Below are 21,307 nucleotides of genomic sequence, written 5' to 3'. Positions count from 1 at the left end.
TTTTTAAAAATAGGTAGAGTTTTCTTAAAGTGCAGTTTTTTGAATATCTAGTTAATGTTATATTGCATTTTGAATGTGAATCCTATATGCTTTATAAAAAGAAGAGGAGGGATTTTATGTTTTTAGAAGTGAAAGGTTTACATAAAAGCTTTGATGGAAATGAAGTTTTACATGGGGTATCCTTTTCGGTTGAAAGTGGAAAAGCACTTGGTTTATTAGGGAGAAATGGTGCAGGGAAGTCAACAACCATACGTATTTTAATGGACGTTTTTAAGGCGGATAAGGGAGAAATAACTGTTGATGGAAAACCTTTTTATGCGAAAGATTTTAATATTGGCTATCTACCAGAAGAAAGAGGATTATATCCTAAAAAGAAAGTTAGTGAACAATTAATTTATTTGGCTTCGCTTCGAGGTTTATCTCATAAGGAAGCGAAACAAAATGTAAAAGCATGGTTAAAAAGATTGGGAATAGAGGAATATGAAAATCGAATACTGGATACTTTAAGTAAAGGAAATCAACAAAAGGTACAGCTTGTTCAAACATTAATCTGTAATCCTGATCTTATTATTTTGGATGAGCCATTTTCTGGTTTGGACCCAGTAAATTCTCAAATTTTAAAAGAAGTTGTACAGGAGCAGATTCAGAAAGGAAAACTTGTTATTTTTTCTTCACATCAAATGAATTATGTTGAAGAATTTTGTGAAGATATCATAATTCTTCATCATGGAGATGTTGTGCTGCAGGGAAACGTAAAACAAATAAAAAAAGAGTATGGGAAAAATCGAATAGTACTTCGAGCAGGCATACCAGAGCATGAGTTTTCGTCTTTTCTAAAACAAGAATGTTCTCAAATTTTGCATGTCTATAAACAAAATGGAAATGAGTTTATCGTTGAGCTTGAAAATCATGTAGAAAGAAAAGATGTATTAAAAAAGATGATGGAACACGATATAGAGTTAGAAGCCTTCTATTTGTATGAGGCATCTTTGACAGATATTTTTGTTGATAAGGCAGGTGATGACAAGTGAGAGAATTTTTAATCGTACTAAGATTTGAATTAAAGACGATGCTGTCTAAAAAATCTTTTTTAATTTCTACCATTATTGTAATGCTTGGGGCAATTGTGCTTTTCTCACTGCCACGCTTTATTTCAAATGATGGGCAAGATAATAATGGTGCAGTTACAAAAGAGAAAAAGATGCTTGTCTATGATCAAATGGATGTTTTAAAAAATCAAGAACTGATGCAACAAAGCTTTCCTGAATATGAAATACAGTTTGTAGATTCTTTATCTGAAGTAAAAGATCAAGTTAAAGATGGCAAAGTGGATGCTGGATTTGAAATTAGAAATTCTTCAGAATTTGTATATTATGTAGAAAATTCATCTTTAAATGATATGACTTCTTCACGATTTGAAAGTATGATGAAACAAAATTTTCAAACAAGTGAATTAAAAAAATTAGGGTATGATGTTAATAAGGTACAAAAGGTTTATCAATCAGCAATTGCTTCTGAAACACAGGTATTAGGTAAAGATGGAAAAAGTAATTATTTTTATACTTATGTTTTGATTTTACTTTTATATATGATGATTTTAATTTATGGAAATCAGATTGGAGTTGGAGTAGCAACTGAAAAAAGCAATCGTGCAATTGAAATTTTAACAACGAGCTGTTCTTCTAATGCGTTGATTTTTGGGAAAGTAATGGCAGGTGCTATTACAGGGATCATACAGACCTCCTTGATGGTTGGCTCTTTCCTGCTTTCTTATAGCTGGAATGCACAAAGCTGGAACTATTCTTTAGATAGATTTTTAAATATTCCATCTTCTGTATTGTTGACATTTGCTATGTTTGGTATATTGGGGTATTTGTTGTTCAGTTTCTTATTTGGAGCAATTGGTGCGTTGTGTTCGAAAGTAGAAGAGGTAAATGGAGCAACATTGCCATTGCAATTGTTTATTGTAGCAGTTTTTCTAATCAGTATGGTTACGTTGCAGATACCCGATACTTTATTCGCTAAAATTGTATGTTATATACCATTTACTTCATGGATGTGTATGTTTGTCAATGTAGCATTAGGAAGTGTTTCGTTTATTGAAGTTATAATTTCTTTGCTTTTATTAGCGATCACAACACTATGTGTAGGATTTATCGGTGCAAAATTATATCGAAGAGGAACATTATCTTATGGCAATCATTTAAAATTAAAAAAAGTGCTATTTAAAAAATAAAAGAAAAGACAGTTTCTTACTGGTGTTGATAAGAAACTGTCTCTTTTTATTGTTGATGAGTAAATACTTCTTCGATTTCAATGACATACATTGTATGCAAGTCCATATTTGGATAATTTTTAGCTAAGATTTCTTTATCAAGAAAGTTTTCTTCCTTCATTTCCTGCATATATAGCTTTCTTCCTAGTATTACAGTATTTGCTTCTTCAAAATATGGAATATTGTTTTTGTAGGCTACATGAAGCTCTGCATTTTTTATTTTATCTTCATCTCTACCAGAAACTCTTCCTAAATAAGATAATTGCTTACGATAGCTTTCATCAAAGAAAGTAAGTGAAAGGTGGGATGTAGCATCTACAAATTCTTTTGTATATCGCTGTGGACGTATGAAAATAAAGGCAACTTTCTTATTCCATAAGATACCCATACCACCCCAGGAAGCGGTCATTGTATTCACTTTTCCATCTTTTTCAGCTGTAATCAACATCCATTCTTTGCCTATCATGGTAAAACAATCCGCATGTAGTTTTTCTGGTTCTATGTTTATAAGTTTCATTTTATATCTCTCCTTTGTTAACTAAGAACATTATAATATATGAAGATAGTGTAGGCAATAATGAATAAAAATATAAAATAATGTAAAAAGAAAGCGGTTTTTTATGAAATATGGAAATATTTACTTAAATATGCTATATTTTATATAAAGAATAGGCGAGGAGGCTTTGATATGGAAATGAAAGAAATTGTACAGCACGCTATGGATGATTATCGCCGCATTACTGGTTTGCGTTCTTATGTTTTATATGATAATACGGTTATTCAGAGTGCTTCTGAAAGGAATTATTTTTGTAAGTGCTTAAAGGTATCTGCAAAGGCTTTGGCAGAATGTGAGCGCTGTACACATGAAAACTATAATAATGCAAGAGAAATTGATTCAGAAAGTATTTATTCCTGTCATGCAGGTTTGATAAAGTGGGCTGTTCCTGTAGATGTCGACGATTTTCATTGTGTTGTTATTTCGGAAGGAATTTTATCTGTTCAGCAGGTAGAAGAAGATGCAGAACGCTGGACAAAATATTTAAGTGAAGAATATAATCTGGATCAGGAAATGCTTTTAGATAGTTTTCGGGTTATTAAGACGATGGATGAAAAACAGATGTATGCATCTATTGAATTATTGAAAAATCTGCTTTCTTATCATATTAGCATGCGTGGATAAGCTTCACGTTTCAGGTCTTTCTAGAAAAGACCTTTTTTTATAAAAATGTACTTTTTATCAGAAATGTGTTAATATTGTTATAAACATAAAACGCTTTCATTTTCTTTGTAAAGTTATTTTTATATAAATAGGAGGTATCTATGAAAAGAGAAGCTGGAATTTTAATGCCAATATCTTCATTACCTTCAAATCAGGGAATAGGGGACTTTGGTAAACATCCGTATCGTTTTATTGATGCGATTTCGAAGCAAAATATCCATATATGGCAAATTTTACCATTGAATCCTGCAGGTTATGGGAATTCACCGTATCAGCCATATTCATCTTTTGCAGGTGATGAAATTTACATTAGTTTAGACACGCTGGCAGATTATGGATTAATAAAACAAAGTTCTGTACGAAATTTTAATAAATTCAGTGATGCGGTGGATTTTGAAGGGGTTCGAGCTTTTAAAGAGCCTTATTTTAGAAAAGCATATAAGATTTTTTTGAAGAATTTTCATCAGTTTGAGAAAGAATACCAGCTGTTTTGTTCTACAGCAGAATGGTTATATCCTTATGCTGTGTTTATCGTACTAAAAAGAAAAAATGAAAATAAGCCATGGCAGGAATGGAAAAAGGAAGAAAGAGATTGGATTGATAGTCGACAACTTTCTTTAGAGGATATAGAAGATGAAATTAAGTATCATCAATTCCTGCAGTTTATCTTTTATAAGCAGTGGAATGATATTAAGAAGTATGCAGAAAAGCATCATGTAAAGATTTTAGGTGATATACCATTTTATGTGGGTTTGGATAGTGCAGATGTGTGGCAGTATAAGAATCAATTTTTATTAGATGAAAATGGATATCCGTCTTTTGTTGCAGGTGTACCTCCTGATTATTTCAGTGAAACAGGGCAGAGATGGGGAAATCCAATTTATGACTGGAACATTATGAAAAAAAATCGTTATGATTTTTGGATGAAACGTTTGGCATGGAATGCACAGCAGTTTGATATTATCCGATTGGATCATTTCAGGGCTTTTGATACATATTGGAAAATTCCCTCATCTTGTCCAACAGCGGTAGAAGGAGAATGGATTTTAGGGCCTGCCTATGATTTTTTTGATGAAGTGTATAAATGTTTTCCAGATATTCATCTAGTTGCGGAAGATCTTGGAGATTTAAGGCCACAGGTATTAAAACTTAGAGACTTTTATCATTTGAAAGGAATGCATGTGATTCAATTTGAAATGCAGCCTAAATTATTAAAAAAATCACGTAAAGAAGAGGTGATTTTATATACAGGAACACATGATAATGATACTTTGGAAGGATTTTATTTGGATTTGACACAAAATCAAAAGATTGCATTACGAAGATTCTTCCACAATTGTGGATATGATGATCGAAATTTTCATAATTTAGTTATTCGTTATTGTCTGGACAGCAATGCTTCTACAGTAATCATTCCTTTGCAGGATGTTTTAGGTTTAAAAAAGGAAGGAAGATTAAATACACCGGGAACAATTGGTTCGCCAAACTGGGAATGGAAGGTAAAAAATCTAAAGGAATTTTATTCTCTTCTTCCTGCCCTTGGGAAATGGATCAAAGATAGCAAACGTTAAAACTTATCAGTGAAATGATAAGTTTTTTGTTATGTATACAGGTAAATAAAAAGATGATTCAGTATTAAATCGTGAATCATCTAGGTTTTATATTTATATATTGTGAAATTTTATTTTATGGTTTATTGATTTCCAAATGGGATGGTATTGTTCTGGTAGGATTGCGTTTCTGTTTGTGTTGTATCAGCTTCTCCAAGTTTCACTTTAATTTCTTTTGTTTCGTTTTCACGTAAGATTGTAAAACTCATATTATCTCCTGCCTTATGAGAATCAATTGCTTCTTTTACATCAGAAATAGAAGTAACATTTTTTCCATCTGCTTTTAAAATCTGATCGCCTGTTTTCAATCCGGCTTTATCAGCAGCTTTTCCTTTTTCTACTTCAGCAATATATACATTTTCTTTGTCGCTGTTAATCGTACTTGCTGCCTGTAAAACAACACCTAAAGAAGGTCTTCCTTTAACATATCCATTTTCAATTAGATTTTCAATAACAGTTTTTGCATGGTCAATAGGAATAGCAAATCCTAATCCTTCAATATTTTCTCCTCCAGATTTCGCATTTACGATACCAACTAATTCTCCATGATCATTAAACAATCCACCGCCAGAATTTCCAGGGTTAATAGCTGCACTTGTCTGCAGCAAATGCATGCTTTGATTGTCTACATTAATTTCTCTATCCAAGGCAGAAATAATACCGCTGGTTACTGTACCGCCAAGTTCCCCTAGTGGATTACCGATGGCAATAGCCACATCTCCAACTTCCAAATCTGCTGATTTTCCAAGCACAGCAGGTGTTAAATTTTCTGCTTTAATTTTAATAACTGCTAAGTCTGTTGTTTTATCTGTACCAACAAAGTCAGCATTATAGCTTTTACCATCTTTTGTTTTTACTGTAACTTTACTTGCTCCTTCAATAACATGGTTATTTGTGACGATATAGCCATCTTTTGATAAAATTACACCACTACCTGCTCCTGATGTAACAGCTTGTGGGAAAAATGGATTTGTAGAAACAGATTCTGTCTGAATTTCAACCACACTGTTTGCGGTAGCATCCGCTACTTGCTTGACACTCATTGCATTTGCATCAACAGAACCTTTATCAGATCCATTTTCTGTATTTGTTACAGACTGATACAAGACAGCTCTACCAGTTCCTCCATTTAGAGATAAGGCAGCCATTGTTCCTCCAAAACCACCTATTCCAGCTAAAATAAAACATCCGCATAAAACAAGCATGGTTTTCTTAGAACCTTTTTTTGCTTCTGCGTGCTGTTGACTGTTAAAGCTCGCATCTATATTCTCATCATTATTGTATATGTTTTGTTCCTCCATATAGGTACCTCCTTAAATACATTATGTATTATACCTATATATTATCTCAAAAAAATTTCAAAAATATGTGAAATTTGTCTTAAATTTTCAATATTTGATTAAGAGAGATGAAAATTGTTGAAAAAAATGAAACATTTTCTCTTTTATATCATGAGTTTTGTTCCTAATACAAAGAAGTGTGCTATAATCTCGTCTTTGACAGTTAGAAAGCGAAAAAAGTGCATTAAAGACTTTAGAATTAAGCTTTTTTGCACTTTTTGTCTTTGTAACGAATTGTGCTATATATGATGTTCTTTTGTGTATTTGATAATATTTCTCATTGTGGATCGTTTTATTATTTCTCTGTCTGTTTCAAAACCAAACAACTCATGCAGTAAATCTGTTAAATCTGTTCGTGTGTAAGAAGGTATATATCCTAATCCTTCTTTTAATTTTGTTACGTTCATCTTTCTCAATGTATCTATTATTTGTTCAGATGTATATTTTTTCTCTAATTTATATTCTAATATTCGATATATCAGAAGGGACAAGAAACAAATCAGGAAATGCGCTTTGATCCTGTCTTCTCTTTGCAGATAGATTGGTCGTGCATCAAAATCCGTTTTCATTATTCTAAAGCACTCTTCGATCTGCCATCTGCGTTTGTTGATAGCGATGATCTCCGCTACATCACCTTCCATATCTGTGCTTACCGCATAGAAACCATCATACATTGCTTCTTTATCTATAGCCTCCTGATCGATTTCGTAGATTTCTTCTTCTGCTACTTCTCCATTCGCTGTGATGGAAGTCCTCTTTGTAAATCTGCTTGGATCATTCGGATTTTTTCTATTCTTTTTGATTTTTCCATTTTTACTTATCATGTTTTTTGCTCTGTCTATCTGCCCTTGTCTTATCTTTTCCTGATAAGCTTTATATTTTGGAGAATAGGTAACGATAAGAGTTTCCGATATCTTTTTAGATTCTATAGGTACTTCTTTATAATAGATGGATTCATATACCTCTGGGTCATTTTCATCAAGATCTTTCAAATCAATGAATGTGCTGCTTCCTACTTTTCGATATTGTTTCGTATTTAAAGCGATATCTCTATCTTCTTTCTTTAATTTTTTTAATGACTGTGTAATGACATAGGATCTTCCTCCTATATCATTGAACAGTTTGTTATTCTGTGATGCCAGTCCACTGTCTGAGCAGTAGATGAATTCGGAACAGTCGAAATCCTGAATAACTTTATGTTCTAATGGTTTCAAGGATTTCTGTTCGTTTTGATTTCCGGGAAAGATATCAAAAGCTAAAGGGAAACCATCTCCATCCATGAATAACCCCATGCCTACGATAGGATTTGGACGATGTTCTTTGCTTTTTCCGTATTTTTTAAGTTCATCTTCTTGTTCGATTTCAAAGTAATAGTTCGTACAGTCATAATAAAGAACTTTTGTGTTTCTTTTATGAAGAAAGTTAGAATTTCGATAAACTTCCGCCTGTATGTAATCAGATTCCTCGGCCAATATAGATAAGGAACGATAGATATCCTGTAATTTATACTTTGGCTGTTCCAGCAGAGAATGAGCGAAAGAGAAAGAAGAGCGTTTACTGGAAGGATATAGAACACGAGCGTAGACAAGATCGCAGAGGATGCGATGGATATCATATTCGAATTTATGATGATTCTTAATATTACGACAAATATTGTCAAAATGAAGATTGGAACAGATGGATTGAAGGAATAGGTAGCCAACATTAAATAACAAAACTTCATTTTTTTTGATTTTTTTGTCGCTAGAGAAAGGTATGAGAACAGGTGCAGTATCCTGTTGATGGGATAAAGTGTCCTTTTTAGCTTCAGAACGAGCCCATTCCAATAATTTTTCTTCATTATTATCAAATTGAGGAAGCAGGTCATTTAATCGACCAAGCTTTCTAAAAATGCGACTAGAAGTTTTACCATTGTTTTTGCGATAAGAACTCATAATATAAATGCTTTTGGAATTGCCAGTGCCATTGATTGCAACGTACATATTCATCACCCAATATAATAATAACACATATAGCACAATATAGCACATAATAGAACATAAAATTTGACAAAAAAAGTAAAAGAAAAGCGCCTGTTTAAAGCGCCATAGTAAATTTATGAAATTTTATATGTGTCAAACTCCCGTGAAACATTTTCTCTTTTATATCATGAGTTTTGTTCCTAATACAAAGAAGTGTGCTATAATGAGTTTGGTATATATAGTACTATCTTCCGTATTATCTCGATTTACATTAATATAGAAAATATAGGGAGGCTGATAAAAATGGCAAACAAGAGTAAAAAAGCAATGACTGTGAAAGCAGAAGGTAACAATGGGAAAGAAGAACAGAAAAAAATTACGGCAAAACCAGAACCAAAAAAAATAACGGCTTCGAAAGAACCGGTGAAAATTGCTGCAAAAGAAGAACCAAAAAAATTAGCAGTCAAACAAGTGGAAAAAATTGAAGAGAAAAAAGGTGTTAAGTCACCAACGAAAAAAACATCTTCTAAAAAATCAGAAGTAAAGAAAACAACAAAGAAAGCAGCAGTTAAAAAAACAACAAGTAAAAAAACAACGAAAAAAGCAAAACTATCTGTTTATGAATCATGGAGTTTAGAAGAATGTATTTCTAAATTGCAGGCAATGAATGTTCATCATGTCTATGAAGATTATGCACATTTCCTGCTAGATGAACCCGATGTAAAGATTATTGAGAAAAATATCATAGAAGGAAATGGGATAGATAAAGCTGACTATGATTTTGATAAACATGGATATGATAAAGACTTAGTTATGGTTACTCTTAACAAAGTAGCAGATACAATGGATATCAAGGCAAAAGATTTTAAAGAAATAAAGAAACAGATAGGGGAATGTGTTAAGTTTAACATGACAGAGGATGTGGAAGTTAATTCTGCACAGTATCTAAAGGAATTTAGAGTATGCGAAAAAATATTGATGATCGGACAAAGAAAGCATATTTCCACTGCAGAAGAAGTTGGTTCGCTATTAGGAAGTGATATTGATCAGTTTATGCAGCATTTCTTTAAATTGGCGTATGATATTTTACCTGGATGGCAATACAATGATGTAAAATTTTATGAAGATTTTGCATTTGCTGTGTTATCCCAATATTCAGACTTATATACGAAATATCAACTGAATATTCTTCTTGATGTAGCGGATTTATATATTAAGCATGGAGATTTCCAACATGGTGATGAATGCTATGGATATATTTTAAGAGATAATCAGATTAAAGATTATATCTATTATCGTTTTGCTTCTGTATATGAACCGATTGATTTGAATAAAGCAAAAAGTTTAGCGTATGAATCTTTACAGTTTGTTGATGGACGATACACATACTATCAAAACATAATGGATATTATAAATAAATAGTAGAGAAAGGCATCTGAAAAGGTGCTTTTCTTTTGTAAAAATATCTGCAGGAAAATAAGCAAAATAATTTTTTATATTTTTTTAAAAAATGTGTTGACAGTATGATAAGTCAATGGTATTATATACAGGCACCAAGCGAAAAGCTGGTGAAAAAATAAGTGGCGCGTTGGAGAAACGGTTAACTCACATGCCTTTCACGCATGCATTCACGGGTTCGAATCCCGTACGCGTCACCATGTAAATTATATAAGTCATACGAGAAAATGTTCTTGTATGATTTTTTTTTATTATCTTATAGGTATGAAAAATGATGGTGATCATAATTTGGAAAAAATTAAATCCTGAAATGATTTCATATAATGGTGGATTTTGCTTGTTGAATCTTTGTGTTAAGGTATTTGGATAAATCGCAGATATATTTTAAGGGTATATTGAGGATTGTTTTGTATATGTGTATGAAAAAAGTATCCGTTTTGGATACTATTCTCCTATATATTTGAATCTCGGTATTTTTTCTCCGTTTTTATCAATAGTTTCAATAAACATTGATAAAGGACGAATCCAAATCTCTTTGTTGCCATACATTTGCTGGTATACTACATATGCTTCTTCTGTTTCTGAATGCTTTGCGATATGCAATACACGATATTGTTTGCCTTTAAAATGCTCATATAAACCTATTGGTATGGATGTTATCTGTGATGGCTTTGTATTGTTTTGGTTAGTTGTTTTCTGTACATCTGAATGTTTATCGTTAATAAGAAGAAGCGAACTTTTGGAAGGTATAAAAAGGGTAAGGGTATCATTTTCTGGATTATAAATAGTATCATCCCATAAATTTAATAAAGTTTTTTCTTTGCAGGTAAAATGAATTTCTACATCATATTCAGAAGTGTTGAAGGCGGCATAAAAATGCTGCTGCAAGTATGTTCTGCTGAAAACGAATTGTTCATTTGTGAGATAAACTTGTTGATAATCACCAAAGGATAAAACAGGAAGTGATTGTTTAAAAAGTCCAAGTTTTTCTATATGCTTTGTTAGTTTTGTATTTTGTATTTGTTTGTCAAGCTCGATACAAGGGCGTAATGCGGCATCACTGCCATTCTTTTTCATACCCTCTATACCCATTTCGCTTCCATAATAAATAGAAGGAATGCCAGGCATAGTATAAAGCATAGTATATGTGTTGAATAAATCGTTCTTATCGTTTAAGGTGCTGGCAAGTCGATTAACATCATGATTGTCTACAAAATTGTATAGAGTAAGATTCTTGTAAATACCGTCATTTCCAAACTGTCGGTTGAAAGAATATGCAATTTCAAAATAGTTTTTTGTATTATGTGATGAATAGAGTCCTTTATAACATTCATAATTTGTAACAGAATCAAGCATTTCATTGTTTGCCCATCGGTTGTAATCACCGTGAATGATTTCTCCCATTAGCCAAAAGTCTTCTTTTTTTTGTTTGCAGAATTGCCGTAGTCGTTGAAAAAAAGAAAAGGGGATGCAATCCGCAGCATCAAGTCGAAGTCCATCTATAGCAAAAGTGTCTATCCAAAAATTAACACAATCTAACAGGTATTGTATGACTTCTTCATTATAAAGATTTAACTTTACTAAATTATAATGCCCTTGCCACGTATCATAAGTAAAAGAATCTCCCATAGGACTTGGACAGTTAAAATTTAAATTAGAAAACCAGTTGCAGTATGGAGATGCTTCTTTTCTCTGCTGTACATCTTTAAATGCCCAGAAGTCTCTTCCTACATGGTTAAAAACTCCATCCAAAACAATACGTATTCCATTTCCGTGTAAAGCATCACATACATCTATAAAGTCTTTGTTTGTGCCTAGCCTGTGATCAAGACTACGATAGTCACTAGTATCATACCCATGTTCAAAGCTTTCAAAAACAGGGCCAAGATATAATGCGTTAATGTGGAGCTTTTTAAAGTGTGGAATCCAGTCTTTTAGTTTATGAATGCGGGGAGTAATGGTATCTTGATGATATTGTTCACATCCGCAAAATCCTAAAGGATATATATGATAAAATATAGCTTTCTTAGTCCAGTCATTCATGATCTCACCTCATGATAAAGTATAGCATGTTAGTGGTGAAAATATAAATTAAAAAAATTTCGCTTAATTTAACAAAAAGGTACCTAGATAACAAATGAACCTTTAAATATAAAGCAAATTATATGTTTTTAAAGATTTTCTTGTTATGGTAAAATTTAAATCTTTCAATCTTCGTAAGATGATAGGCAGTTTTTCATTATCATCCATTTCCTGAAATCTACGAACAAATACAAACAAGCTCATGTATCGATTCATGTATTTTGTTGCGATACCCCTGTATGCAATCAATTGACCTTTTATTAGCAAATGTATACTGTTCACTGTGTTGATATGTTCTACGGTGTTGTATGACAAATGTGATTTTAATTGTACAAGACTGCAGTTTGCCTTTTTGGCCAGTTCATCATAACAAAATGCTCCATCGGAATAAATAATTGATTTTGGGTCTAGATTTTTTAGGAAGTTTTCTAGTATACTGTTCTTGGTTGGTTTTCCATAACCGACTGCTTTGAATATCTCATGACCATTTCTATCTGTTGTGGTAACGATACAGACTTGTTCATGAGATAATCCTCTATAAGATGATGGCCCGCCTCATTTGCGGGCTTTTCTTTGTATCTTCCTGCACCCTTTTTGGCTTTCAAGTTCAAAAGTTTCATCAATCTCTATGGTTCCGCTTAATTTCATATTTTCGCTGTCCAGCAATACTTCCAGTGCACAAAGGATTTTATGGCGATTTTCAAATATACAAGGGACAGAGAGGTCCAAGTCGGCTGCTGTCTTTTTAACGGAAACAAAACTTAATGTATCTAATACGATTTTTTTAAACATGCTTCTTTCAATTTTGGAGTACATTGTAATTGTGTGTGAATTGTAAGTGAAGATATGACTACAATCTTTACACATATAACGCTGTTTCCCGTTTTTAAACCCTTTCTTGATCATTCTGGATTCCTTGCCACAATATGGACAGCGTTTTGGCTTCAAATCCCTGTCTTCTTCATTAAGGTTCAAAGCATCAATAACATAGATTTCTAATTTTCTCTTTTGGTATGGTGTTAAAGCAGCAATAGATTTTAATAATTCTGATTGTTTCATGGATTGTTCCTCCTGTTTCTGAAATAATCATATATCTATTTGTTACATTATTTATGTAAGAAGTCATATTTAGGTACCCATTGGTTAAATTAAGCGAAAAATTTTAAAAAAAGTAGTTGCATTTATAGAAATGCTATGATATTATATATGAGCAAGTTCGGTAAGACTTGTTAAAAAAAGAATGCGGGTGTGGCGAAATTGGCAGACGCACCAGACTTAGGATCTGGCGCCTTCGGCGTGGGGGTTCGAGTCCCTTCACCCGCACCATTCTTGATTGAAATGAGCTCTTAAAGCCTTTAAATAAAGGGTTTGAGAGTTTTTTTTATATTTTTGAGATCTTCGACTTTCGAGATGCTTTTTTTGTTGGAAAATGCCTCGATTTTGAAAAATGTCCACTATTTCTGCAGCAAATGTCCACAATTTTTGCATTTGATGGTAATTACTCTATAAGAGGAAATTTTTAAAACTTTTCTTTATTTTTATTTTTATGTATAATTTGTTAGAGGTGATGTTATGGAGCTGCATGAAATTATTAGAGATTATAAGAATAGATTTCATCTTTCCAATATTGCATTAGCAGAAAGGTTTCAGGTAACACCGAATACAGTGGCAAGATGGCTTCGTGGTGAAGTGAAAAGTGTACAGGATGAAACGGCTTATAACATTAGTCAAATTCTTGGTTTCGATATTCAAAAAGTATTATCTGGTGATGCAGTTACTATGAAAAGACCTATTTTAGGTATTGCGAAAGCTGGATATGATATGTTTTTGGAAGAAAACTATTTAGGAGAAGAAAGTGTTTCAATGGAGGAATATCGAAAAGGAGATTATTTTCTTAAGGTTGAAGGAAATTCAATGATCAACGCAGGAATTGTTCATGGTGGACTTGTGTATGTGAAACAATGCAGCTCTGTGAATAATGGAGATATTGCAGTCGTTTCGCTAAATGATGAGGTAACGATTAAAAGGTTTATAAAATTAAAAGATGAAATTGTGCTTTCTGCGGAAAATCCAGAAGTAGAAGATAGACATTTTACTGTAAAACAGGCCAAAGATGCATCTTTAAAAATATTAGGTAAAGTACTTTTTAGTAAAAATTATGTTTAATAGACGTTCATATCAAGTACATTTTTAAATCCTATTGTTTTGTTTGGGAAGTTATCTTGCAATATGGTTATATGAGAAAGCTTATATAATTAAAATAGAAAGTAAAAAGGTGTTGTGTTTTATCGAAATAATGCTAATAAATAAAGTGTGTTTTTTATCATATCTTGTTTTATTTATTAGAGTTTTTGTTGTTTCATAATACAAAATAGCAAGAATTTGATATAATTATGTTGATTATTCTTTGTATTATAAGGAGGAGACTATGAAAACTTATATTGGTGTAGATTTAGGTGGTACAAATGTTCGTGTTGCCAAAGTAGATGAAAGTGGGAATGTTTTACAGGTTCTAAAAGAGGAAACAGAAGCAAAACAAGGGCCTGAACATATTTTATCGAAAATTGAAAGAATGATTGCTTCTTTGGATGATTATGAAAGCTGTGAGGGAATTGGATTAGGAATACCAGGTCCTATTGATACACAGGCAGGGAAAATAATTGTATCAAATAACTTGCCTGATTTAATCGGCTATCCAATTGCAGATCGTTTTAAAAAACATTTTAATAAACCAGTTTTTATGGATAATGATGTAAATGTTGCAGGTTTAGGTGAAGCTTTGCAGGGAGCTGGGAAAGACAATCGTATTGTATATTATTTAACTGTTTCTACCGGTGTTGGTGGTGCTTTGGTTGTAGAAGAGAAATTGATTGCCGGAGCAAATGGACATGCTGGAGAAGTGGGAAATATGATTCTAGATCCACATCGTCCTGCTAGAGCAGGATTAAACACAGGAGCAACAGAATCAGAAATGAGTGGTCCTGCTTTAACAAGAAAAGCAAGTGAAGCATTGCAGCGTCCAATTGCTCATGCAGGAGAATTGTTTGAACTTGCTGCACAAGGTGATGAAAAAGCAAAAGAACTTGTAGAAAATTTTAAAGATGATTTCGCAAGATTATTAAGTGGCATTGCTTTTGTTGTTGATCCGGATATCTTTGTTATTGGCGGAGGTGTCATGAAATCAAGTGAACATTTCTTTGAAGATGTTGTTGAACGCTATCGTAGTTTGGTGTTCCCAGGAATGCGAAATGTCAAATTTGCGAAGGCACAGCTTGATGAACCAGGACTTATTGGAGCAGCTATGCTTCCAATGGCTTATATTAAATAAATTAGATAAAAAACTATATAGAATATGCGATTTCTCATATCTCTATATAGTTTTTATTTTGAATTAATTATTTATTTCTATGTTTTAATTGATGTATAAGCTGTGAGGGATGAATACCAAAGATTGTTTGAGGAAGCTTACAAACACAAGATAAGAGGATATAAACTATCATGGATATCACACATGTAATACCTAACTGTAGAAAAGAAATCCATCGTGATGAATCATATCCTTTTAATCCTATTTGTATACACAGCAAAGAGGTTATGTAAATTCCAAATGAACAAAGCAGTATTTTTACAAGAGATGGAAGAAGTTCATGAAAGGAATAGTGGAAATGTTTGTGTAAAGCGTACATGCTTAATAAAATTGTAACTAATGCGGCAATTACTGTTGAAATGACGGAACCACTATAACCTAGCCAGGCAATGAATGGATAAGTTAAAGAAAGTTTGATAAGGGTAAAAATAGATAAATTACGTATATTTAGACGCATTAGACCGCCTGCCATCATAAAGGCGTTGAAAATAGGTAAAATCGTATTGATGAATGCTTCTAAAGCATACCATCTTAATATATCTGCATAGATGGGAAGCAATTCTCCTCCATCGTACATAACATAGTATATAGGTTTAGCAAATACAAATAAGCAAAAAGATAAAGGGATAGCAAAGAAAAGCACAGAGCTTAAACATTCTTTTATATTCTTTCTTACATTTTCCCAATCCTTATTTGCCAAATGGATACTGATGTGAGGGATAATAGCTGCAGAAAAACCAAGTGCTAATACCATGGGAATTGACATTAGTTTTTGAATAGGACCATTAATGCTTCCACTAATAGATTCAATCAGCGAAGATTCAAAACCAAACGCGGCTAGCCCTTTGTTTAAAAATAATGAATTTATAATCATATCACTGTATCCAAGCGCAGCCATTAGAAGATAAGGAAAAGACATATGAAACAATTCTTTTAACAAAGCTGATTTTGTGTGAGATGTATCTGCTGTTTGTTCCTTTGCTTTCTGTTTTAGATGCTTCATTTTTTTACGATCATAATAATGTAAATGAAGAAGTGCAGCTATAGCACTAATTCCAGTGGATAAAACACCAAAGTAGGCTGCCCATATAGAATTTAAATGAAAAACATAAATAGCAATAGCACTTGCACCTAAAAGAAAGGCAACGCGTATAAGTTGTTCTAAAACTTGTGATATTGCATATATTTCCATTTCTTTTAAACCTTGATAAAATCCTCTTCCAGCACTTAAAACGGGAACAAAAAATAAAGCAATGGATAATAAAATATAAGAGTTCTTTAGAAGATATGCATGTTCTTTTCCTATTTGAATGTTCGAAATCACATTTGAACATAAGATCATAAATAACATAGATATACATCCGCATAATATCATGATGTTTCTTGATAAATTTTTGATCATGAGCGTTGTGCGATAGTCTTTATTATTATAATAGCGCGCAACTAAAGAAGCGATTGCGAATGGAAATCCAGCAGTCGCAATATTCAAAACATAAGAATACACGTTAAAAGGCATGGAATAATAAATCATTTTATCTTGTATAAGCTGGGAAAAGGGGATCATATAAAAAAGCCCGATTAATTTTGTGATAAAAATACCAGCAGTACTAATGAATCCACCCACCAGCAATGAATCTTTTTTACTTTTCATTTTGTAAACTCCTTTTATAAGATGTTTTCTTTGTTCCTATTATACTATAGAATGAATATAAGATTTCTATTAATTGAATTCTTTTCTGTGATTTTAAAATGTAAAAGCTTACCTCGATATATTAAAGGTAAGTAAAAGAGTATGGAATTAAAACAATACATAAGGATGAGTGCTTTTTCTTTGAAAAGAAGGCAAGAATTTGCTCCAGATTTTGCGGAGAATTTATTATAAAACACAAAAAAAGCCTTTAAATAAAGGCTTCAATATTTATATGGCTGGGGTACTTGGATTCGAACCAAGGAAATGCCAGATTCAGAGTCTGGTGCCTTACCGCTTGGCTATACCCCAATGTTTTATCTAGCGGCAACGCATATATAATACTCTAAACATATCTTTTTGTCAACATAAAAAATAAAAAAATAAAAATTTTTTTCTTAGTTTTACATAAGGATATTGCGAAACCCTATTCTTTATTATATTATTATACATGCGAAAGGAATGAAGGATATGAAAAAAGTAAGAACAAGATTTGCACCAAGTCCAACAGGATATATGCACATTGGGAATCTTCGTACTGCATTGTTTGAATATTTGATTGCAAAACATGATGGCGGAGATTTTATTTTACGTATTGAGGACACAGACCAGGAGCGTTTGGTCGAAGGTGCTGTGGATATTATTTATGATACAATGAAACAGGTTGGTTTACATCATGATGAAGGACCGGATGTTGGGGGAGAATATGGACCCTATGTTCAATCTGAAAGATTGCCAATGTATAAAAAATATGCAGATGAGCTTGTTGATTTAGGTGGGGCGCATTATTGTTTCTGTAAAGAAGAAGATATTGAAAAACAGCGTAAAGAAGCAGAATCTCTAGGTATTTCTTTTAAATATGATGATCCTTGTAAACATATCAGCAAAGAAGAGGCAAGAGAAAGAATAGCTAATGGAGAAAGCTATGTTGTACGTCAGACAATTAAACATGGTGGAGAAACCTATTTTGATGATGAAGTGTATGGAAGAATTGAAGTAGATAATAATGTACTTGATGAATCAGTTTTATTAAAATCTGATGGATATCCTACCTATAACTTTGCTAATATCATTGATGATCATCAGATGGGTATTACACATGTTGTACGTGGGAATGAGTATTTATCATCAACTCCTAAATATAATCTGGTATATGAATCTTATGGGTGGGAGATTCCAACCTATGTTCATGTACCACCAGTTATGAAGGATGAACAGCATAAACTAAGCAAACGTAATGGGGATGCCAGCTTCCAGGATTTAGTGAAAAAAGGCTATCTTCCTGAAGCAATTTTAAATTACATTGCATTGCTTGGATGGTCTCCGGAAACAGAACAGGAAATCTATACATTAGATGAGTTAATTAAAGTATTTGATATCAAACGTATTTCAAAATCACCAGCAATCTTTGATATTGATAAACTTACATGGATGAATGGAATGTATTTACGTGCTATGGATATTGAAAAGTTCTATGAACTGGCAAAACCTTATATTGAAGAATCTGTTCATCGTCCAGTGGATATGCTGGCAGTTGCGAAAATTTTGCAGCCTCGTACAGATGTGTTGACTTCCATTCCAGAAAGTATTGATTTTATTGATGAACTTCCAGTTTATGATAATGCTATGTATATTCATAAGAAAATGAAAACAACATATGAAATTGCATTGAAAGCATTAAAAGCAGCACAGGAAGCATTGTCTTCCTTAAATGACTGGTCAAGTGAAGAAAGTGTACATGATGTATTATTATCTTTGCCACAGAAAATGGAAATGAAAAATGGACAGATTTTATGGCCAGTTCGTACTGCAATTACAGGAAAACAATTTACACCAGGTGGAGCAATTGAAATTGCACATATTTTAGGAAAAGAAGAAACACTTCGCCGTATTGCAATCGGTATTGAAAAACTGGAAAAAGAAGTACAGGAATAAAAAAGTGAAAAGGATATGACATTGTTGTATCCTTTCTTTCTATTATAAAGAGGTAAAAATCATGGAAAAAACACTGTTTGAAGAAAGGGTCTCTTATTTTATTCAGCAAAGACAAAATAGGAAAGATACGATAAATGCAATGTTGCAGATGCAGCTTGTATCTATAAATTCTGAAGAAAAAAAGCTCGTAATCAAATTTACAGTTTCTACATGGGAATTAAATCCATATCAAACACTTCATGGCGGAATTATAAGTGCTATGGCAGATGTTGCGATGGGATGTGTTTGCTATGCATCCAGTAATGCTGCAGCAACACCTACTTTACAAATGTCCGTAAGTTTTATAAAAGCAATAAAAGAAGGGGATGAGGTATTGGTAGAGGCAATATGTGATCATGCAGGTTCTCGCATTGCGCAGGCAAGAGCGTTTGTTTCTCTAATAAAAGATTCTTCTTGCTATGTAAATGCCCATGGCTCTTATGCGATAAATTTAAAACAAAATAAAGAATAGGCATAGGCAACTGGTAAAAAAAAGAGTACAATAAAAAAGTAAGTGAAAAGGAGTAATACTATGAAAATTACAGATAAGTTAACAGCATTAAGAACATTGATGAAAGAAAGAGGAATGTATGCTTATTTGATACCAACATCCGATTTTCATGAAACCGAATATGTAGGAGAACATTTTAAGGCAAGAGCTTATATGTCTGGATTTACTGGTTCACAGGGAACTTTGCTGGTATGTGAAGATAAAGCAGCTTTATGGACAGATGGAAGATATTTTATTCAGGCAGAAAATCAGTTAAAAGGATCAACTATTGAACTAATGCGAATGGGAGAAGAAGGTGTTCCATCAATTGATGAATATCTAAAAAATACTTTGCATGTAAAGGATTGTCTTGGTTTTGATGGTCGTACGATGAATACTGCACTTGTAGAACGCATTTCTAAAAAACTGGAAGGAAAAGAAATTCGTTTTTCATGTGAAGAAGATTTGGTTGGAATGATTTGGGAAGATCGTCCTGCTCTTCCAAAGGAAAAAGGTTTCTTTTTAGAAGAAAAATACACAGGAAAAAGTACGAAGGAAAAACTGGAAGATATTCGAAAAGTAATGAAGGAACATAAAGCTTCTTGTCACATTGTTACAACACTGGATGACATTGCATGGATCTTAAATATGCGTGGAAACGATGTAAAAAATTATCCAGTTATGCTTTCTTATTTGATTATTGAAGAAGAAAAGGCACACCTGTTTGTAGATGAAACAAAACTGGATGATGCGATTTATAAGAATCTAAAAGAAAATAATATTGAAATACATGCGTATAATGCCATCTATTCTTTTGTAAAGACATTAGATGCAAGTTGTGTAATGCTTGATAAAAATTATGTGAATTATGCAATTACTTCTGCATTAAAAGAAAGTATAGAAATTGTATCTATGCCAAATCCTTCACAGATGATGAAAGCTATGAAAAATGAAGTTGAACAGAAAATGACACTTCATGCACATATAAAAGATGCAGTGGCAGTTACAAAATTTATGTATTGGCTGAAAACTAATATTGGGAAAACAGAAATTAGTGAAATAAGTGCTACCGAATATTTGTTGAATCTACGTAAACAGCAGGATGGCTTTATTGAACCAAGTTTTAATACTATCACTGCATATAAAGATCATGGTGCTATGATGCATTACAGTGCAACCGAAGAAACAAATTACGTGCTGCAGCCAGAAGGTCTTCTTTTGGTAGATAGTGGGGGTCAGTATCTAGATGGAACTACAGATATTACACGTACATTTGTGTTAGGTGAAATTAGTGATGAAATTCGTTTCCATTTCACAACAACGCTTCGCTCTAACATTGCTTTATCAAAAGCGAAATTCCTATATGGATGTAGAGGAATGAATTTGGATATTTTGGCAAGAGGACCATTATGGGATCTAAATCTTGATTATAAATGCGGTACAGGTCATGGCATTGGTCATGTGTTAAATGTGCATGAAGGACCAAATGGTTTCCGCTGGAAAATTGTTCCTGAAAGAAATGACAGCTGTGTATTAGAAGAAGGTATGATTCAGTCAAATGAACCTGGTGTTTATATTGAAGGGTCTCATGGAATTCGTCATGAAAATGAAATGATTGTTCGTAAAGGAGAAAAGAACGAATACGGACAGTTCATGTATTTAGAACCAATTACCTTTGTACCATTTGATTTGGATGGGGTTGACACAGCGTATATGACAAAATATGAAATTGCATGGTTGAATGAATATCATGCGAAAGTATATGACATTGTGTCTCCATATTTAAACAATGAAGAAAAAGAATGGCTGAAACATGCAACTAGAGCTATTTAAGCGAAACTGTC

The 21,307-nt window shown here is 32.8% G+C and carries 17 protein-coding genes and 3 tRNA genes; 12 read left to right on the top strand and 8 right to left on the bottom strand.

What is annotated here, in order from left to right; all coding sequences use genetic code 11:
• Positions 1 to 116 precede the first annotated feature (116 nt).
• Both A9CBEGH2_RS06705 and A9CBEGH2_RS06700 read left to right on the top strand, forming a co-directional pair.
• Positions 117 to 1,031, top strand: a complete 915-nt coding sequence (locus A9CBEGH2_RS06705; protein WP_118362011.1) for an ABC transporter ATP-binding protein — start codon at positions 117 to 119, stop codon at positions 1,029 to 1,031.
• Positions 1,028 to 2,236 (top strand): ABC transporter permease, encoded by a 1,209-nt coding sequence (locus A9CBEGH2_RS06700; RefSeq protein WP_163104453.1) that lies wholly within the window; start codon positions 1,028 to 1,030, stop codon positions 2,234 to 2,236. Before A9CBEGH2_RS06705 ends, A9CBEGH2_RS06700 begins: the two co-directional genes overlap by 4 nt.
• 46 nt (positions 2,237 to 2,282) lie before the next feature.
• On the opposite strand, the gene A9CBEGH2_RS06695 is transcribed toward A9CBEGH2_RS06700, so the two are convergent.
• A complete protein-coding gene (locus A9CBEGH2_RS06695) occupies positions 2,283 to 2,792 on the bottom strand; it encodes a flavin reductase (protein WP_163104451.1) in 510 nt (169 codons plus the stop codon).
• A 171-nt stretch (positions 2,793 to 2,963) separates the two neighbouring features.
• Here A9CBEGH2_RS06695 and A9CBEGH2_RS06690 point away from each other — a divergent pair, with 171 nt between their 5' ends.
• Positions 2,964 to 3,455: a PocR ligand-binding domain-containing protein gene (locus tag A9CBEGH2_RS06690; RefSeq protein WP_115715458.1), complete on the top strand. Its 492-nt coding sequence runs from the start codon at positions 2,964 to 2,966 to the stop codon at positions 3,453 to 3,455.
• A 140-nt stretch (positions 3,456 to 3,595) separates the two neighbouring features.
• The gene (gene malQ, locus A9CBEGH2_RS06685) at positions 3,596 to 5,065 is read left to right on the top strand and encodes a 4-alpha-glucanotransferase (protein ID WP_163104449.1); all 1,470 of its coding nucleotides are present in this window, start codon (positions 3,596 to 3,598) and stop codon (positions 5,063 to 5,065) included.
• A 122-nt stretch (positions 5,066 to 5,187) separates the two neighbouring features.
• On the opposite strand, the gene A9CBEGH2_RS06680 is transcribed toward malQ, so the two are convergent.
• Complete coding sequence (locus A9CBEGH2_RS06680; RefSeq protein ID WP_115715456.1) at positions 5,188 to 6,405, bottom strand: S1C family serine protease; 1,218 nt, start codon at positions 6,403 to 6,405, stop codon at positions 5,188 to 5,190.
• Positions 6,406 to 6,683: 278 nt separating this feature from the next.
• The gene (locus A9CBEGH2_RS06675; protein ID WP_118277053.1) at positions 6,684 to 8,426 is read right to left on the bottom strand and encodes an IS1634 family transposase; all 1,743 of its coding nucleotides are present in this window, start codon (positions 8,424 to 8,426) and stop codon (positions 6,684 to 6,686) included.
• 282 nt (positions 8,427 to 8,708) lie between these two features.
• On the opposite strand from A9CBEGH2_RS06675, the gene A9CBEGH2_RS06670 reads away from it, so the two are divergent.
• Positions 8,709 to 9,827 carry a neurofilament protein gene (locus A9CBEGH2_RS06670; RefSeq protein WP_115715455.1) on the top strand — a complete coding sequence of 373 codons (1,119 nt, stop codon included), beginning with the start codon at positions 8,709 to 8,711 and terminating at the stop codon, positions 9,825 to 9,827.
• A gap of 160 nt (positions 9,828 to 9,987) precedes the next feature.
• Positions 9,988 to 10,063, top strand: a tRNA-Glu gene (locus tag A9CBEGH2_RS06665).
• 244 nt (positions 10,064 to 10,307) lie between these two features.
• Here the strand turns inward: A9CBEGH2_RS06665 and A9CBEGH2_RS06660 are convergent.
• The 3 genes from A9CBEGH2_RS06660 to A9CBEGH2_RS06650 form a co-directional block, all read right to left on the bottom strand.
• On the bottom strand, positions 10,308 to 11,906 hold the full coding sequence (locus tag A9CBEGH2_RS06660; protein ID WP_163104447.1) for a DUF1653 domain-containing protein: 1,599 nt from the start codon (positions 11,904 to 11,906) through the stop codon (positions 10,308 to 10,310).
• Positions 11,907 to 12,008: 102 nt separating this feature from the next.
• Positions 12,009 to 12,422 (bottom strand): transposase, encoded by a 414-nt coding sequence (locus A9CBEGH2_RS06655; protein ID WP_232057329.1) that lies wholly within the window; start codon positions 12,420 to 12,422, stop codon positions 12,009 to 12,011.
• A gap of 78 nt (positions 12,423 to 12,500) precedes the next feature.
• Entirely contained in the window at positions 12,501 to 13,004 is a 504-nt protein-coding gene (locus A9CBEGH2_RS06650) for an IS1/IS1595 family N-terminal zinc-binding domain-containing protein (RefSeq protein WP_163104445.1), read from the bottom strand.
• Positions 13,005 to 13,187: 183 nt separating this feature from the next.
• Here A9CBEGH2_RS06650 and A9CBEGH2_RS06645 point away from each other — a divergent pair.
• The 3 genes from A9CBEGH2_RS06645 (at position 13,188) to A9CBEGH2_RS06635 (ending at position 15,273) form a co-directional block, all read left to right on the top strand.
• Positions 13,188 to 13,271, top strand: a tRNA-Leu gene (locus A9CBEGH2_RS06645).
• A 246-nt stretch (positions 13,272 to 13,517) separates the two neighbouring features.
• Entirely contained in the window at positions 13,518 to 14,111 is a 594-nt protein-coding gene (locus A9CBEGH2_RS06640) for a LexA family protein (protein WP_115715441.1), read from the top strand.
• Between the two features lie 262 nt (positions 14,112 to 14,373).
• Complete coding sequence (locus A9CBEGH2_RS06635) at positions 14,374 to 15,273, top strand: ROK family protein (protein WP_118362187.1); 900 nt, start codon at positions 14,374 to 14,376, stop codon at positions 15,271 to 15,273.
• Positions 15,274 to 15,340: 67 nt separating this feature from the next.
• On the opposite strand, the gene A9CBEGH2_RS06630 is transcribed toward A9CBEGH2_RS06635, so the two are convergent.
• Both A9CBEGH2_RS06630 and A9CBEGH2_RS06625 read right to left on the bottom strand, forming a co-directional pair.
• Positions 15,341 to 16,963 (bottom strand): polysaccharide biosynthesis protein, encoded by a 1,623-nt coding sequence (locus tag A9CBEGH2_RS06630; RefSeq protein ID WP_163104443.1) that lies wholly within the window; start codon positions 16,961 to 16,963, stop codon positions 15,341 to 15,343.
• Between the two features lie 272 nt (positions 16,964 to 17,235).
• Positions 17,236 to 17,311: transfer RNA gene (locus A9CBEGH2_RS06625), tRNA-Gln, on the bottom strand.
• 159 nt (positions 17,312 to 17,470) lie between these two features.
• Between A9CBEGH2_RS06625 and gltX the strand changes: the two genes are divergently transcribed.
• The 3 genes from gltX to A9CBEGH2_RS06610 all read left to right on the top strand — a co-directional run bounded on the left by gltX (position 17,471) and on the right by A9CBEGH2_RS06610 (position 21,296).
• On the top strand, positions 17,471 to 18,934 hold the full coding sequence (gene gltX, locus A9CBEGH2_RS06620; RefSeq protein WP_115715438.1) for a glutamate--tRNA ligase: 1,464 nt from the start codon (positions 17,471 to 17,473) through the stop codon (positions 18,932 to 18,934).
• A 61-nt stretch (positions 18,935 to 18,995) separates the two neighbouring features.
• Positions 18,996 to 19,445 (top strand): PaaI family thioesterase, encoded by a 450-nt coding sequence (locus A9CBEGH2_RS06615; protein WP_163104441.1) that lies wholly within the window; start codon positions 18,996 to 18,998, stop codon positions 19,443 to 19,445.
• A 60-nt stretch (positions 19,446 to 19,505) separates the two neighbouring features.
• Positions 19,506 to 21,296 (top strand): aminopeptidase P family protein, encoded by a 1,791-nt coding sequence (locus tag A9CBEGH2_RS06610; protein WP_163104439.1) that lies wholly within the window; start codon positions 19,506 to 19,508, stop codon positions 21,294 to 21,296.
• Positions 21,297 to 21,307: the final 11 nt, after the last annotated feature.

This window comes from Amedibacterium intestinale (genome assembly GCF_010537335.1).
Lineage (GTDB): Bacteria > Bacillota_I > Bacilli_A > Erysipelotrichales > Erysipelotrichaceae > Amedibacterium > Amedibacterium intestinale.
The sequence above is the reverse complement of the archived record's forward strand: the minus strand, read 5'-3'. Positions and strand labels throughout refer to the sequence as shown.